The organism is Marinoscillum pacificum, from assembly GCF_024714495.1.
Lineage (GTDB): Bacteria > Bacteroidota > Bacteroidia > Cytophagales > Cyclobacteriaceae > Marinoscillum > Marinoscillum pacificum.
Genome location: NZ_JAMZMJ010000013.1, coordinates 102,728 through 119,563, shown reverse-complemented (window position 1 = coordinate 119,563; position 16,836 = coordinate 102,728). Strand labels below are relative to the sequence as shown.

The 16,836-nt window shown below is 39.9% G+C and carries 14 protein-coding genes; 3 read left to right on the top strand and 11 right to left on the bottom strand.

Features of this window, described 5'->3' with window-relative positions; translation table 11 throughout:
• Positions 1 to 2: 2 nt before the first annotated feature.
• Both NXS00_RS22080 and NXS00_RS22075 read right to left on the bottom strand, forming a co-directional pair.
• Positions 3 to 1,094, bottom strand: coding sequence for an AI-2E family transporter (locus NXS00_RS22080; protein WP_258101454.1), 1,092 nt, complete (start codon positions 1,092 to 1,094; stop codon positions 3 to 5).
• A gap of 55 nt (positions 1,095 to 1,149) precedes the next feature.
• Entirely contained in the window at positions 1,150 to 1,497 is a 348-nt protein-coding gene (locus NXS00_RS22075) for a DUF3276 family protein (protein WP_258101453.1), read from the bottom strand.
• A gap of 171 nt (positions 1,498 to 1,668) precedes the next feature.
• Between NXS00_RS22075 and NXS00_RS22070 the strand changes: the two genes are divergently transcribed.
• Positions 1,669 to 2,574 carry a DUF58 domain-containing protein gene (locus NXS00_RS22070; protein ID WP_258101452.1) on the top strand — a complete coding sequence of 302 codons (906 nt, stop codon included), beginning with the start codon at positions 1,669 to 1,671 and terminating at the stop codon, positions 2,572 to 2,574.
• Here NXS00_RS22070 and NXS00_RS22065 read toward each other — a convergent pair.
• The 3 genes from NXS00_RS22065 to NXS00_RS22055 form a co-directional block, all read right to left on the bottom strand.
• Positions 2,571 to 2,981 carry a PIN domain-containing protein gene (locus tag NXS00_RS22065; protein ID WP_258101451.1) on the bottom strand — a complete coding sequence of 137 codons (411 nt, stop codon included), beginning with the start codon at positions 2,979 to 2,981 and terminating at the stop codon, positions 2,571 to 2,573. The two genes, NXS00_RS22070 and NXS00_RS22065, sit on opposite strands and share 4 nt — an antisense overlap.
• Positions 2,974 to 3,222 carry a DUF6364 family protein gene (locus tag NXS00_RS22060; RefSeq protein ID WP_258101450.1) on the bottom strand — a complete coding sequence of 83 codons (249 nt, stop codon included), beginning with the start codon at positions 3,220 to 3,222 and terminating at the stop codon, positions 2,974 to 2,976. Before NXS00_RS22060 ends, NXS00_RS22065 begins: the two co-directional genes overlap by 8 nt.
• A 107-nt stretch (positions 3,223 to 3,329) precedes the next feature.
• Entirely contained in the window at positions 3,330 to 3,677 is a 348-nt protein-coding gene (locus NXS00_RS22055; protein ID WP_258101449.1) for a 4Fe-4S dicluster domain-containing protein, read from the bottom strand.
• An 84-nt stretch (positions 3,678 to 3,761) separates the two neighbouring features.
• Here NXS00_RS22055 and NXS00_RS22050 point away from each other — a divergent pair, with 84 nt between their 5' ends.
• Positions 3,762 to 4,760: an acyl-CoA reductase gene (locus tag NXS00_RS22050; RefSeq protein WP_258101448.1), complete on the top strand. Its 999-nt coding sequence runs from the start codon at positions 3,762 to 3,764 to the stop codon at positions 4,758 to 4,760.
• Here the strand turns inward: NXS00_RS22050 and NXS00_RS22040 are convergent, their stop codons facing one another.
• The 5 genes from NXS00_RS22040 to NXS00_RS22020 form a co-directional block, all read right to left on the bottom strand.
• Entirely contained in the window at positions 4,761 to 5,828 is a 1,068-nt protein-coding gene (locus tag NXS00_RS22040; protein WP_308709669.1) for a bifunctional transcriptional activator/DNA repair enzyme AdaA, read from the bottom strand. It lies immediately after the preceding gene.
• A gap of 289 nt (positions 5,829 to 6,117) precedes the next feature.
• Positions 6,118 to 6,828 carry a hypothetical protein gene (locus NXS00_RS22035; protein ID WP_258101447.1) on the bottom strand — a complete coding sequence of 237 codons (711 nt, stop codon included), beginning with the start codon at positions 6,826 to 6,828 and terminating at the stop codon, positions 6,118 to 6,120.
• Positions 6,829 to 6,842: 14 nt separating this feature from the next.
• Positions 6,843 to 7,940: a DUF6090 family protein gene (locus NXS00_RS22030; RefSeq protein WP_258101446.1), complete on the bottom strand. Its 1,098-nt coding sequence runs from the start codon at positions 7,938 to 7,940 to the stop codon at positions 6,843 to 6,845.
• A gap of 104 nt (positions 7,941 to 8,044) precedes the next feature.
• A complete protein-coding gene (locus tag NXS00_RS22025) occupies positions 8,045 to 10,312 on the bottom strand; it encodes an aconitate hydratase (protein ID WP_258101445.1) in 2,268 nt (755 codons plus the stop codon).
• A gap of 128 nt (positions 10,313 to 10,440) precedes the next feature.
• Positions 10,441 to 13,218 (bottom strand): bifunctional aconitate hydratase 2/2-methylisocitrate dehydratase, encoded by a 2,778-nt coding sequence (locus NXS00_RS22020; RefSeq protein WP_258101444.1) that lies wholly within the window; start codon positions 13,216 to 13,218, stop codon positions 10,441 to 10,443.
• A gap of 378 nt (positions 13,219 to 13,596) precedes the next feature.
• Here NXS00_RS22020 and acnA point away from each other — a divergent pair, with 378 nt between their 5' ends.
• The gene (gene acnA / locus NXS00_RS22015) at positions 13,597 to 16,329 is read left to right on the top strand and encodes an aconitate hydratase AcnA (RefSeq protein WP_258101443.1); all 2,733 of its coding nucleotides are present in this window, start codon (positions 13,597 to 13,599) and stop codon (positions 16,327 to 16,329) included.
• Positions 16,330 to 16,418: 89 nt separating this feature from the next.
• On the opposite strand, the gene NXS00_RS22010 is transcribed toward acnA, so the two are convergent.
• The gene (locus tag NXS00_RS22010) at positions 16,419 to 16,835 is read right to left on the bottom strand and encodes a hypothetical protein (protein WP_258101442.1); all 417 of its coding nucleotides are present in this window, start codon (positions 16,833 to 16,835) and stop codon (positions 16,419 to 16,421) included.
• Between the last annotated feature and the right edge of the window lies 1 nt (position 16,836).

Below are 16,836 nucleotides of genomic sequence, written 5' to 3'. Positions count from 1 at the left end.
GATCAGCTCTTACTTTTAAATACTCTGTATTGATTAAATCCAGCATAAATCTCTGTAGATGAGACTCTTAACACAGTATACACCGGAATAGCTGCTACCATCCCCGGAATCCCGGCTATGGTTGCGCCCACAAAAATAATGACAAATATTTCTAAAGGGTGCGCTTTCACACTTTTCGAGAAAATAAGTGGCTGTAAGACAATGTTATCGATGGCTTGAACAGCTGCAAAAACTGAAAAGACTTTGACTATCAAAATGATGTTCTCATTGCTAAACGAAAAATCTCCAGAAGTACTAAAAGCCACCAAAATACCAAAACTACCTCCAAGCAATGGCCCTAAATACGGAATCAAATTAGCAATGGCTGCAAAAACCGCAATTGTTACCGCATAATTCACTCCAGCTATTGATAACCCAATCGACGCCAAACTGAATATGGAAAACATCTGAAACAGAATGCCAAGCAAGAAATTGGAAAGTAATCGCTCGATCTTATACAGTGCTGAAATGAATACCTCAAAATATTGATTGGGAATTAATGCAATGATCTGTCTTCGGATCAAGCCGTTTTCATAGAGCAAAAAGAATGTGATGAAAGTTACGGCCAGCACTCCCACAAAGAAACTCCCAGTGAAACTAAGCAACTGATTAACGACATCTGTAAAATTGATGCCTTGAATGAATTTAAGAAGTCCTTGTCTGGTAGAATCGACAATAAAACCGGGCTCCTGCTCGGTGAGATGATTCGTAACGAGGTATTGCTCAAACCACTTCAATGGTGCTACCATTGAATCATAAACCACATTGAAATTGAGCGTACTGAGTACTTCAATTTGCTCAGAGATCAAAGGAACAAAAAGCAATACGAATAGAGATAGCACTGCAACAACCACCGCGTAAGAAGTAATAATGGCGATAAATCGTGGAATCTTTCCTCCGAATACTTGAAAGCGATTGATCTGATTAGTTAATGGCCGCAAGACGGTGGCTAATACTATCGAAATAGTCAGGTAAGCAAAAATGGTAGAGAAATACCAAATAGCTACACCTAGTAACAAAACGAATCCGATAATAGCGGCCAGTGTACGATTCATGGCCTAAAAATAAAAAAAGCTCCTTAGGTTGGAGCTTATTATTTCATCTATTGTATTAATCCCACTTAAGATCAGAATCCTCATCGGCGATTTTCATTTCTTCCGCATCAGACTCTTCATTCTCAAATTGTGTAAAATCGACATCTGGTAGCAATTCTGATTTTACGTGATTTACAGTTTCGTTTAGTGCCTCGAGGAATTTGTGAAAATCCTCTTTGTACAAAAAGATTTTATGTTTTTCATAGAAGAAGCCGTCATCTTTGAACCTTCTTTTGCTTTCAGTGATTGTCAAGTAATAATCGTTTGATCTAGTAGACTTCACATCAAAAAAATAGGTTCTCTTTCCCGCTCTCACACGCTCAGAATAAATCTCGTCTCTCCCTTTTTCCTTATTCTCTTCCACAATTCTAAATGTTTGTTTGGTCTTAAATTGTTACTGATATAGGTTCAATCAATTTGCAGTTAAATATAGCATTTTAAAATTGACAAATGCAAACCTCAATCTTTATAAGAGTTGCAAGGAAAATCGTTACTTTGGAGATCAATTGAAAAGAAAAATCGTTTAGGAAGTACAATGAAGGACATCAGACTAGCGGACATTAAGCAATTCGAAAACCTGGAACTACTCGCCAAACAGCTGGTAGAAGGATTCATTACGGGTCTTCACAAATCTCCCTATCATGGCTTTTCAGTTGAATTTGCAGAGCATAAACTGTACAATTTTGGTGAAAGCACAAGACATGTAGACTGGAAAGTGTATGCCAGAACAGATCGGTTGTATACCAAACAATACGAAGAAGAAACCAACCTAAGAGCTCAAATTCTGCTGGATGTTTCCAATTCGATGCATTATCCTAAACCTGGCAATGATAAGTTGCAGTTCTCCGTTGTTTGTGCCGCAGCTATTGCTTACCTCCTATCGTCACAGCGAGATGCCGTTGGGCTAACCACTTTTTCTGATAAAATTATCTACCAATCAGCACTTAAAACCACTAAATCACATCTAAGTCAGCTGATAACTCACTTGAATGAACAACTAAACTCCGAAGGGGATTCTGCAACAGACGTAGCGGCAGTATTGCATCAGATAGCTCAGAAAATCCACCGAAGATCACTTGTGATCATATTTAGTGACATGTTTCAGAAATCAAATGATCTGGACGAAATCTTCAAGGCTTTACAACACCTAAAACATAACAAACATGAGATTCTTATATTCCATGTTACAGACCATGCGACAGAACTAGAGTTTGATTTTGATGATCGCCCACATCGATTTATTGATATCGAATCAAACGATGTGGTGAAGCTAAATCCTAGAGATATTAAGGACGCTTACAAGGAAAAAATGAGTCAACTATATCATGAACTCAAAATCAAATGTGGCACTTACAAAATCGACATGATAGAGGCGAATACAGCAGACACATTCGATAAAATACTTGGTGCTTATCTGATCAAAAGAAAAAGAATGCGCTAGACCATTTCTAGAAAAAGTGCAGGACTCATGATAGACAAACCACTATTCTTGTAATCCTTATGTCGCCGAGTAATTAACACTTTTACGTTATTACTTTCCACACAATAATTCTGAATGCCATCTATCAGGTTATTAAAGTTAGAATTTAGTGCACTTAAGACGGCTTTTTGATCCAAAGTCCCTACTTCTACTAGTTGCGTTAAGAGCTGTAGTTTCTCTACCACCTTCTCATGGCTCGCATATTGCTTTAGGATCAAATACAGATTACTGAACGCCTGTGCTGAAACCAAAAGCTTCACTTCGTTACGCTCAGCCAATGTAAATATCTTAGCAGATTCTCTTGATTGAGGCTGCTTATCCATTAAAAACTCAAGTATCAGGTCTGGATCAATAAACGCTTTAATCATCAGTGGCTTTCCAATTATCAGTTAGTACTTTTTCAATATCTACAGAACCATTTCCTTTGATGGATCCAAGTAATCTAGATGTCAACGGAGTACTTACTTCATTATTTGCATCTCCAGAAGAGGTCAAACCAATTAAGTAGGACTCTATTAAACTAGAAAGGCTTCGTCCGCTGGCTTTTGAATATTCCTTCGCCTTACGAACTACTTCTTCATCAATAGACAATGTTAGTTTTGTAGACATACGTATTAATTCAAATATAATTATACGTACAATAAATTCAAACCGATAAGAAAATGATAGACATAAAAAAAGCGGGTCAAGCCCGCTTTTTTCATATCTTTAGGTGATTACTCAACGTGCAACCACTCTTTTTTAGCATCGAGCTCTTCTTGAGTTTCCTCATAATCTGGATCCGGCACACAACAATCTACTGGACAGACCGCAGCACACTGAGGCTCCTCGTGGAATCCTGTACACTCTGTACATTTCCCCGATACGATGTAGTAAAATTCATCTGAAACAGGCTCCTGGTCTTCAGATCCATCAATAACAGATCCGTCCTCCATTTCAACCTCTGTCAGATCAGTACCGTCAGACCATTTCCACTCCACTCCACCTTCGTAGATAGCAGTGTTTGGGCATTCCGGTTCGCATGCACCACAATTGATGCATTCATCTGTGATCATTATTGCCATGTTGAAACTATTTTATGTCGTACAACAACAGTGAACAAAATTATCTACAATAAGTTTGCGTGCAAATAATATTGATACAATTAAATGACTCTAAGCGAAAGAATTGAAGCATTTGCTGCATTAGGTGAGAAAATCGGAAATATTTCGACTGAAGAAATGACCGAATTCGCCTATCGTGCGCAATCCGAAAACCAGTGGTTTACAGAAGACAATGTCAAAAGAGCGTTTGAAGGTAAACGATATATGCTCGAAAAACCAAAGTTGGAAGAGTGGGTCAACCGATATGAAAACCTAGATCCGGAGGTTCCAAAAATCATTGGGATTATCATGGCAGGGAATATTCCGTTAGTCGGTTTTCATGATTTGATGTGTGTTTTGATTTCAGGGCATTTCGCAGCGATAAAAGCTAGTTCTCAAGACAGTTTCCTGACTAAGTTGATCATTAATTGGCTACTGGAAATAGAACCACGACTCAAAAAGAATCTGGAGCTCAGAGAAAGACTAAATAGTGTAGAAGCATTAATTGCGACAGGCAGTGACAATACAGCTCGCTATTTTGAATATTATTTTAAGGATCAACCAAAAATTGTTCGTAAAAACAGAACGTCTATTGCTGTACTGGATGGCTCAGAAACACCAGAAGAGCTTCATGAACTAGGAAAAGACATATTCTGGTATTTCGGATTAGGTTGTCGCAATGTGTCAAAAGTACTTGTTCCGAAAGGCTATGATGCGGCTACTTTCTTTGAAGCTGTTGAAGATTATTCATTCATTGGAGATCATTACAAATACCGCAACAACTACGACTATCACAAGTCGATTTTATTAGTAAATGGCACTAAACACCTGGACAATGGGTTCCTTCTTTGGTTACCTACAGACAATCTAGTATCTCCTATATCCATTCTTCATGCACAGGAATATGCAAGTAATGAAGAGCTAGAAGCTATCATCGAAAGCTATGGAGATAAGCTTCAGTGTGTAATTGGAAAAGGTCGTATTCCATTTGGCAGTGGACAACTTCCTGAACCTTGGGATTATGCCGATAATGTGGATACTATTGAATTCTTGAAAAGTCTATAATTAAAACAATTGCTGTCCGCTATGGACAGCTTCATGATCTAAAAGCCATTTCTTGCGCTCGAGCCCACCGGCATAGCCAGTTAGTTTACCATCAGATCCAATAACTCTATGACATGGAATAACGATAGCTATTCGATTCATGCCATTTGCAGACGCTACAGCGCGCACTCCATTTGGGTTATCCAATCTGTTGGCCTGCTGCTGATAAGTAGCTGTGGTACCATACGGAATGTCATGAAGAGCCTTCCATACAGATTGCTGGAAGTCTGTACCTGGAGTGATTAAGGGAATGGTGAATTCTTTTCTAGTTCCTTCGAAGTATTCCTGAACTTCTTTAATGGCTAGTTTAATGTGATGATTCTCTCCTGTGATGATTTGAGAATTAAGCCTTTTCTGCAGATCCTTAAACTCCGATTCGAGCATCCTTCTATCCACAAATTCCAGTAAACAGACTCCTTGATCAGTTGCACACACGAACATAGGTCCAAGTGGAGTGGTGAACCGACTCATTAAAATCACATCGCTTGATTGCTTGCTTGAAGGTGAATCTCCCATAATTTTCTTGTAGGTATACCCAAATCCACTTAAGGACTCATAGCCACTTTTAAAGGCCGTACTAGTGGTACTCGATCCTGTTTTTAGTTCTTGATATGCATTGTTGATCCTATACATCCTTTGGAAGGCTTGAAAGGTCATCCCATAATGCTTGTTGAACCAGCGTCGAACACCTTCAGGGCTAATCCCATTTTGTTTGAGTTGGTAGTCTTTGATTTTCTCTTTGGGGTGATCTTTCACTAACTGAATGGCTTGCTCTACAAAGTCAGGTGCTTCATTCGCATTTTCAGTCGGCTTACAGATTTTACATGGCCGATATCCATTATCCAATGCATCCTTAAAATCCGTAAAAAACTCAACATTCTCACGCTTTGGCTTACGTGCTCTACAAGTTGCAATGCAAAAAATAGAGGTTGTTTTCACTCCAACAAAGAAGATCCCAGTATAGCTCTCTTCCCTATTGACGAGTGCGTTGTAATAAGTATCAATGGTTTTTGATTCTGTAACTCTCATTTGCTAAGACAATATAAAGATCATTACAAAAGAGTCAAATCCATTCTCTCTTAGCAACCGAAAACTGGACGAGTATTTTTTCTACTCGAATTCAGAGTATCTGAACAATTAGAATCAACATTCAAATCTCTTCTGTTATGAGTTCAATCATTAATCTGGGCAGTATCCAATTGCAAAATCAACTCTGGATAATTTGTTATAGACTACTAGCTATTTCGCCCAGCATTTCTATTTCATCCGTTTGCCGCTTCCGGCCTTTTGGTTTTTAGTGTAGTGATTAGTCGCTGCATTATTTTAATCTGAGTATTTCTGATTGAGTATTAACTCTTACCGAATCAATGCTATTTCTATAACTCACCAAATATTCAATGAAAAACACATTTATAGCTTCTACATGAGTTACGGTATTTTTGAATTCTCGACTTTTGATAAGCTCTTCATAGTTATTAGGAATAATACATATCGCAAATGGATCCTTTTGAATGAATACTTCAGAATTATGCATTCCCAGGACAGATTCTGCATTTTTATGTATCCTCTCATAAGTGAGGTGTACATATTTTTCCAAATAAGCGATTTCGTTTTCATAGGTAGCAATGATTTTTCTTCTGAGGTTTTCATTTGAGATCAAATCAAGTCCCTTTACTTTCAGATTTTCATAAGCTGACTGGTCAAACTCCATACTTGAGCCAGTGCCAATTGCTGCTAGAGCCTTAGAAAAATCCTCATCATAGGCAGAGCCATTTTCGATATAGGATCCAATGAGGTGAAGCTGCTCAATATTCTGATTCATAAAACCCATCGTGTTATCAATCCTGGATAAGGATTGCTCCAGGCTATTGGCAATTTCACCTAACATTTCTATTTCGTCCTTCTGCCGTTTCTGATCTTCATTCCAGTTTTCGAGCTCCAAGGCTCCATAGATACCGATGACCAGCACAAATATCTCAAAGAAGTATTCTGGCCATTTGGTTTTTAGTGTAGTGATTAGTCGTTTCATATTGGAATGGGGTTTTATTTTATTCCAGAGCCGCGGCCAGATTCTTCCACTCGTTTGTAAATAAGCTGCTTTTTCCCTGAAGGACTGTATTTTGGAATGTAGTTGGTCAGAACCATCTCCTCTGCCAACGAATCAAATTCAATTTCAATAACTGATTCATACCGAAACCTATTCGCAGATAAAGCAACAAGGTGCAATATTGAATCTCCTTCATAATACGCTTTCGCCATTTCTTCTGTGGCCTTTAGCAGAATAGAATCAGACACTATTTTGAAAGTAAGTGTATCCGAAACCGATTCAGCTACATACACTCCCTCATATTTTAAATCAATATCCTCTGCTGGAGGAGATATTTTCCTCATATAGTTATCAGAGACTTCATTAGCACCAATCAGTTTATTAATGGCATAATAGTCTTTTACGGCCGTATTTTGCCAGAGCCTTAAATTCCAGAGCTCCCACCTCAATAAATCCATGTGATACGCAACCAAGCGATTTCTGTAGATAGGGTCATTGACCAGGTAGTCGATATACCGCTCGTCCAGAGAATCCACAAAGTGGACACTTTCTATGGTGCTGGCCCATGGGTATGTCTCCCGGATATTTTGTCTATGGAAAGTGATGAGGTCATCATTTTTTTCATCCACCTTTAGCATTGTGGTCGTCCAGGTGCCGTATAGAACATTCAATTGGCTGATGATTTCTTTATACTCTTCTGGTACTTCTCCAAGCTTCTTCAGTTTTTGAAACCCTCCCTGCTCAACCAGAATTGGGAAATGAAGCATCAAAACAGAAGATAATTCCCCGAACCTTCTATAAACAGTCGCGTCAGGATCAGTGGCAAGAATCATCTCTATCATAGAATCTTTACGAGCTAAGTATTCCAAAGGCACAGAATTCACTGTAATGATTATATCTTCTTGAACCTCCTTTAACACCTCCACATAGTTTGCATAGTTCTTTTTCCGTTCGTTCCAATCATCAATAGCCACTGCAATCAAAATCCCGGCAACGACAAGGATGATTTCACCAATAGCATAAAGCAGATAAGAAATGACTTTATTGTCTGAAGACAATAGCTTACGGCGGATGTTACGGAGTAGGAATAGCATAAAGCGGTGGTTATCAAGGAATTTAACAACAATCATCACAAAAACAAAAAGCTCTTCTGACATAAGAGTCAGAAGAGCTTTACTGCGAATGACACTATTAAAGTTTAGCCTTTATTCTGCTGCTTGATCAGGTTCAATGCGGAACCTGCCTTAAACCAGGCAATCTGACCTTCATTGTAGGTATGATTCGTTACAATCTCATCTTTAGAGCCATCTGCGTGAACAAATTCTAAAATCAAGGATTTACCTGGCGCAAAATCAGTTAAGTCAAGGAAATTGATGGTATCATCTTCTTGAATCTTATCATAGTCAGCCTCATTTGCAAAAGTTAACGCCAACATGCCTTGCTTCTTCAAGTTGGTTTCGTGAATACGAGCGAAAGATTTCACCAAAACAGCTCTCACTCCCAAATGACGAGGTTGCATGGCTGCATGCTCTCTAGATGATCCTTCACCGTAGTTATGATCTCCTACCACAATCGTAGGTATACCTTGCGCTTTATATCCTCTTTGTACATCAGGTACTCCACCATACTCACCAGTCAACTGACTCTTCACTTTATCAGTTTCGCCATTGTAGGCATTAACAGCTCCGGTTAAAGTGTTATTGGCGATATTATCCAAATGCCCTCTATATCTTAACCATGGACCTGCCATTGAGATATGGTCTGTAGTACATTTTCCTTGTGCTTTGATCAAGAGCTTGGCTCCTGTGATATTTTGTCCATCCCAAGGTTTAAAGCCTTCCAATAATTGAAGCCGCTTCGACTCAGGATTGACTTTCACCTCTACATTAGATCCATCTTCCGCAGGAGCTAGATATCCTGGATCTTCTACATCAAATCCTTTCGGAGGCAGCTCCCATCCAGTTGGAGGATCTAATTTCACTTGCTCTCCTTTGTCGTTGGTTAAAGTATCCGTAATTGGGTTAAACCCAAGATTACCCGATATAGCAATGGCTGCAACCATCTCAGGAGATGTCACAAAAGCGTGAGTATTTGGGTTACCATCTGCTCGCTTTGCAAAGTTTCTATTGAACGAGTGAACAATGGTGTTTTTTTCCTTCTTGTCGGCACCTGCTCTATCCCACTGCCCGATACAAGGACCACAAGCATTGGTAAACACTTTAGTACCTAGCTTTTCAAAAGTATTGATAAAGCCATCGCGCTCTATAGTAAATCGCACTTGTTCTGAACCAGGATTGATCCCGAACTCAGCGGCTGGTTTTAACCCTTTTGCTAACGCCTGTTCAGCTATAGAAGCAGCTCTGGAAATATCTTCATATGAAGAATTAGTACACGATCCGATAAGCCCCCATTCTACTTTCTCAGGCCAGCCATTTTCCTGTGCTTTAGCACTCATTTCAGAAATAGGAGTTGCCAAATCCGGAGTAAACGGACCATTTACATGTGGTTCCAAAGTAGATAGATTTATTTCGATCACCTGATCGAAGTATTGCTCAGGGTTGGCATAGACTTCCGGGTCTCCCGTTAAGTGTTCTTTCACACCATTCGCTAAGTCAGCTACTTCGTCACGTCCTGTAGCTCTCAAGTAACGCTCCATTGACTCATCGTAACCGAAAGTAGAAGTCGTAGCTCCAATCTCTGCTCCCATGTTACAGATTGTTCCTTTACCCGTACATGACATGCTTTCTGCACCTTCACCAAAGTATTCCACAATAGCCCCAGTACCTCCTTTTACGGTCAGAATACCTGCTACTTTCAAGATTACATCTTTTGGTGCAGTCCACCCATTCAGCTTACCGGTCAGTTTTACACCGATCAACTTTGGGAATTTAAGTTCCCAGGCCATTCCTGCCATCACGTCTACTGCATCAGCACCACCAACACCAATAGCGACCATACCAAGACCACCAGCATTTACCGTGTGAGAATCGGTACCAATCATCACACCCCCAGGGAAGGCATAATTCTCCAATACTACCTGATGAATAATCCCAGCACCTGGCTTCCAGAATCCTATTCCGTACTTATTGGACACAGACTCCAGGAAGTTGAATACTTCATTAGAATTGTTGATAGCATTCTGTAAGTCTGCAGCAGCTCCAATTTTCGCCTGGATCAAATGATCACAGTGAACCGTAGTTGGTACAGCAACCTTGTCTTTACCAGCTTGCATGAATTGCAACAAAGCCATTTGGGCCGTAGCATCCTGACATGCAATTCTGTCTGGAGCAAAATCCACGTAAGACTCTCCACGTTTGTAAGCCTCTGTAGGCTCACTTTCATACAAATGACTGTATAATATCTTTTCAGAAAGCGTAAGCGGTTTACCGGTTACCTCTTTAGCTTTTTTTACTCTTTGACCTATGGTTTCATAGACCTTTTTGATCATATCTATATCAAATGCCATATCTAATTGAATTGAATTCAAAATTTACAAAGGTGTGCCCAAATAAAAAATGGTTAGCACCTGAAATGTAAACATCAGACACTAACCATTTTGTTGCCTAAACTCTGAATTTTATTCAGAAAATCGGATTATCTAACCAATGCTTTGCCGCTAGGCTTGAATTTGGTCAAATCGATGCCTTTTACAGCAGCTTCATATTCATCCATCTTAGGAGTTCTTCCAAGAATGGTAGAAAGTACAACCACTGGAGTGGAAGAAAGTAAAGACTCTCCTTTTTTCTCATTAGAATCCTTCACTACTCTACCCTGGAACAAACGAGTTGAAGTTGCCATCACCGTATCACCTGGCTCCGCTTTTTCCTGGTTACCCATACATAGGTTACAACCTGGACGCTCTAAGTACAACATGTTGTCGTACTTGGTACGAGCAGCAGCTTTCGGGTTATTATCATCAAATACGAAACCAGAGTATTTTTCCAATACTTCCCAGTCTCCCTCTGCTTTCAACTCGTCAACGATATTGTATGTTGGAGGTGCTACTACCAATGGCGCTTTAAATTCTACTTTACCTTGCTGTGCCTCTACGTTTTTCAACATTTGAGCAAGAATCTTCATATCACCTTTGTGAACCATGCATGATCCCACAAATCCAAGATCTACTTTTTTCTCACCACCGTAGAAAGAAAGTGGTCTGATGGTATCGTGCGTGTATCGCTTCGATACGTCAATGTTATTCACATCTGGATCAGCAATCATCGGCTCACCTACGATATCAAGATCCACCTCTACTTCAGCATAATATTTCGCATTGGCATCAGGCTTCAATGTAGGGTTCTCACCAGATTTGATTTCAGCAATACGCTTATCAGCTTTATCGATCAACCCTTGAAGTACCTTACCTTCATTGTCCATGCCCTTCTCGATCATGATCTGAATCCTACCTTTAGCGATTTCAAGAGATTCGATCAACGTCTCATCTTCAGAAATACAGATAGAAGCTTTCGCTTTCATTTCAGCTGTCCAATCGGTAAATGTGAATGCCTGGTCAGCCGTCAAAGTCCCAATATGTACTTCAATCACTCTACCCTGGAATACATTCTCTCCGCTAAATTGCTTCAACATTTGAGCTTGAGTAGCATGAACTACATCACGGAAGTCCATGTAACTTTTCATCTCACCTTTGAAAGTTACTTTCACCGACTGAGGAATTGGCATAGAAGCCTCTCCTGTAGCTAATGCTAGTGCTACGGTACCTGAGTCAGCTCCGAAAGCAACTCCTTTAGACATTCTGGTGTGAGAGTCACCACCAATTGTGATATCCCAATCATTTACAGTGATGTCATTCAGCACTTTGTGAATTACATCAGTCATAGCTGGATATTGACCTTTTGGATCACGACCAGTAATCAAACCGAAATCATTCATGAACTTCATCAATTTCGGGATATTTGCCTGGGCTTTTGAATCCCAAACTGATGCAGTGTGACAACCAGACTGGTATCCTGCATCCACAATTGGGGAGATAACAGTAGCTGCCATTGATTCCAACTCCTGAGCAGTCATCAAACCTGTAGTATCCTGAGATCCTACGATATTCACTTCCACACGAACATCTGAACCAGCATGAAGAACCTTACCAGGAGTATTTCCTACAGCGTTTTTGTTGAATATTTTCTCTACGGCTGTAAGACCTACACCGTCATTAGAAATCTCTTTAGATGGAGCAAATACTACTGGAGCTTCGATTCCTAAAGTCTTAGCAGCAAAAGTCTGCAACTTCTTACCGAATACTACGGCATAAGAGCCACCCGCTTTGATAAACTCCACTTTTTGTGGGGTCAATGATGACGAAATATCAATCAACTCCTGATCACCATTGTATAATTTTTTCTCTTTGGTATTGATCGTCAAAACAGTACCTGTAGCAACAGAATATGCTTCTTCCAAAATAGGCTCACCATCAGCATCTTTCACCACATTACCTTCCGCATCGGTTTTCTTCACCCAGTTCTTTAAATCGATACCGATTCCACCAGTTACACCAACAGTAGTCAAGAAGATTGGAGAGATACCATTAGTACCAGCAATGATTGGAGCAATGTTGACAAATGGCACATATGGACTACCCGGGATTCCTGTCCACAAAGCAACATTGTTAACACCTGACATTCTAGATGAACCTACACCCATGGTTCCTTTTTCAGCGATCAACATTACTCGCTTATCTGGGTGCTGCGCTTTCAATTCAGTAAGCGCCTTTTGCATGTCTTTATTGTGCTCAAAGATACATTGACCATGAAGCTCACGATCTGATCTAGAGTGTGCATCAGCACCAGGAGACAATAAGTCTGTAGAGATATCGCCTGTACCTGCTATGAAGGTTACGATCTTGATTTCTTCTTCTACCTCAGGTAATTCTGTAAAGAACTCTGCCTTCGCATAACTTTCAAGCAACTCTTTAGCGATTGCATTTCCTGCTTTGAAAGCCTCTTTTAATCTATCGTAATCTGCATCGTATAAGAACACCTGAGTCTTTAAGACTTTGGCCGCACTCTTAGCAATAGCTTCATCATTACCAAGCGCCAAATCCAATAGCACTTCGATAGATGGACCACCTTTCATATGCGAAAGCAATTCGAATGCGAAATCTGATGAAATTTCTTCTACAACAGACTTACCAAGGATGATCTCCTTTAAAAATTTTGCCTTGACACCTGCGGCACTTGTTGTACCTGGTAGTGTATTGTAAATGAAAAATTTTAGAGAATCTTCTCTATGCTCATTTCCTGCATCTTTGATTTGAGAAATAATCTCACTTAATAATTCAGCATCATCAATTGGCTTTGGGTGCAGCCCTTGTGCTTTTCTTTCTTCGATCTCCTTTAGGTAATCGTTGTAGATGTTCATAACAGACGTCTTTTCAGTATTAAAGGCAAAATTTCAACTCACATAACTGCCCGTTTATAATAACTAATGAATGAAAAACCATTCTCAAGCTGTGAGCACAATTCTTCAGAAGGAAGGTCAACTCTATAACCTTAAAAATTCCAAATTGAGAATTGCGAGCCAAAGTTAAATAAACCACCATTATACCCTTTCATTCAATTCAAATTATATGAGGTGGACTTATGAAGACTTAATTATGATTCATCTGATTTAATAAGAATAACTTATATCATTCCCTAATTAGGTACTGATCAAAAGAACATTAACCCTGATTGCTGGTTAGGTTAATAAACAGTTCAATAGAACTTGTTGATAGAAAAAACTAAAACATACCTACACATGCCACAAGATTTTTTTGGTATCGAAAAGGAACTTACCACTCCCTTAGGGAAGCGTAAATATTACTCGCTTCAGCAACTAGCAGAAAAGCGACCTGAAGTTAAAACTCTTCCTTACTCAATCAGAATATTATTAGAAAATGCCATTCGAAATTACGATGACTTTGCAGTTACTGAAGAGCATTTAGAAACTCTCCTAAATTGGAAAAGCACAGCGGGCAAAAAAGACATCCCATACACTCCTGCGAGAGTATTGATGCAGGACTTCACTGGAGTACCTGCAGTAGTTGATATAGCTAGCATTCGCTCTGAAGTAGCCAGAAAAGGAAAAGACACTGGCAAAACGAATCCAGTAGTTCCTGCCGACATGGTCATTGACCACTCGGTAATGGTTGAATATTTTGGAACACTGAATTCGTACAAAAAAAATGTAGATCTAGAATATCAACGAAATGAGGAGCGTTACAAACTTCTAAAATGGGCTCAGAAAGCATTCACCAATTTCTCTGTAGTACCTCCTGGCATGGGAATTTGTCACCAGGTAAACCTGGAATATTTGGCTAAAGGAGTCATTGACAGAGATGGCTATCTGTTTCCTGACACTTTGGTAGGTACTGATTCACATACCCCAATGGTCAATGGAATTGGAGTACTTGGTTGGGGAGTCGGAGGAATAGAAGCTGAAGCTGCCATGCTTGGTCAGCCTATCTACATGATACTCCCTGAAGTAATTGGACTTAAGTTAACAGGGGCATTACCGGAAGGTGCTACGTCTACAGACCTTGTTCTGACAGTTACCCGACTGTTGAGAGACTATGGAGTAGTTGGTAAAATGGTTGAAATTTTTGGTCCTGGTTTGGAACACTTAACCGTTCCGGATAGAGGAACCATTAGTAACATGTCTCCCGAGTTTGGTTGTACAGACACTCACTGGCCAATAGATGATCAGACGCTCGCATACATGCTTAAAACAAATCGATCAAAAGAGCATGTGGACATGGTCGAATCCTACGCTAAAGAAAATCTATTCTGGAGAAACCCAGAAGATCAAATCGAATACACAGATGTAATTGAACTGGATTTGAGCACGGTAGAACCTACCATAAGTGGTCCAAAAAGACCACAAGACAAAATTCTACTTCGCAATGCTAAAGAGCAGGTTATTGGTTTATTGAAAGAGACTCATAGTAGAACCTACATTCCAGTTCAGGAAAGAACCGGTGTATGGCTAAATGAAGGCGGAGCTGTAGCAGAGCCAATTACAGTGGATGGTGAGATAAAAAGCGTCACTATGAAAAAAGGTGACATTAGATATAATCTATCTGATGGAGCAGTGGTAATTGCGGCTATAACTTCTTGCACCAATACCTCAAACCCAAGCGTAATGATCGGTGCAGGACTGGTTGCTAAGAAGGCGGTAGAATTGGGATTAGATGTGAAGCCATGGGTCAAAACTTCTTTAGCACCAGGATCCAGAGTAGTAACAGACTATCTAAAGAAATCTGAACTTCTACCTTATCTAGAAGCATTGAAATTCCATACTGTGGGATACGGGTGTACCACCTGTATTGGTAACTCCGGTGATATGATGCCTGAAGTGCAGAAAGCCGTAATTGAGAATGATCTGGTTGTTTGTTCAGCACTTTCTGGAAATAGAAACTTTGAAGCTAGAATTCACCCAAATATTAAAATGAATTTCCTGGCTTCCCCAATGTTAGTTGTGGCCTACGCTATAGCTGGAAGAATGGATTTTGATATGAACAACGAGCCTTTAGGAATTGACTCCAATGGTGTCGAAATATACTTAAAAGATATCTGGCCAACACAAGCTGAGATTAACGAACTAATGGACGTGGTAGTAACTCCAGAAGATTATAAAATTTCTTATGAGAAAATCTTTGATGGTGATGAGACATGGAAAGAACTAAATGCCCCAGAAGGCAATATCTATGAATGGGATAATGAATCTACATATATCCAGGAAGCACCATTCTTTAAAAATATCTCTGAAGAAGTGCCTGAGCCTGAAGACATCACAGGAGCTAAAGTTTTGTTACAGTTAGGAGATATGGTTACAACTGACCACATTTCACCAGCCGGTAAGTTCCAACCAGAACATCCTGCAGGGCAATATCTTACAGAGCATGGTGTACAACAGCGAGACTTTAACTCCTATGGATCCAGAAGAGGAAATCATGAGGTGATGATGCGCGGAACCTTTGCCAATGTACGTATTAAAAACAAATTAGCCTCAAGAGAAGGAGGATGGACTACATATCATCCAACTGGAGAAGAAATGCCGGTATACGATGCTGCTATGAAATATCAAGCAGACAACACTCCGCTAGTTGTTATTGGAGGTAAGGAGTACGGTTCCGGTTCATCAAGGGACTGGGCTGCAAAAGGAACGACTTTACTGGGAGTAAAAGCCGTAATCACTGAAAGCTACGAGCGTATTCACCGCTCCAACCTGGTTGGTATGGGTGTATTACCACTCCAATTCCTGGAAGGCGAAACTCAAAACACCTTAGGACTACAAGGAGATGAAAGCTTCGATATTCTTGGTCTATCTGATTTGAAAGCAGCACAAGAAGTAGAAGTCATTGCCACTAAGTCAAATGGAGATAAGATTGAATTCAAAGCGAAAGTAAGACTGGACTCTAGTGTGGATGTAGCTTACTATAAGCATGGAGGCATCTTAAACTATGTACTTAGAAGTTTCCTAAAGGATTAAGCCTCACTGCTCTAAACCCTTCACGAGATACCTTAAACAAAAAAGCCCTGGCGTAAACGCCAGGGCTTTTATATTTTATTCAAATAATATTAATAATCATTTGCATTATTCCAATCCATCAAATAACGGATTTCAATTGTACCAGTAGTAGACCCGCTTATTGTCTGTAATAGATGCATCTTACTATACCCATTATAAACGATTGCAAAATCTAAGACTGTACCATCCTCACCAGTTAAGGTAAGTGTAGTCTCAGTAGCATCCCATGTACCAATAGTCAAAACACCGTTTTGATCTGTCAGCAGGAATGAGTCATCCAGCTCAAGAGTTAATCGATAGATGATATCATTACCACCACCGGCAGCTAATTGACCATCTACATAATATTCCTGAACAATCCAGTCACCTGCTCTAACTCCACCAGCATTTGGTGCTACAGGTTCTGCACAGGAGATGGCAAAAAGCGCCATCCCTGCTAGAAATATATAACTTAATACTTTGTTCATG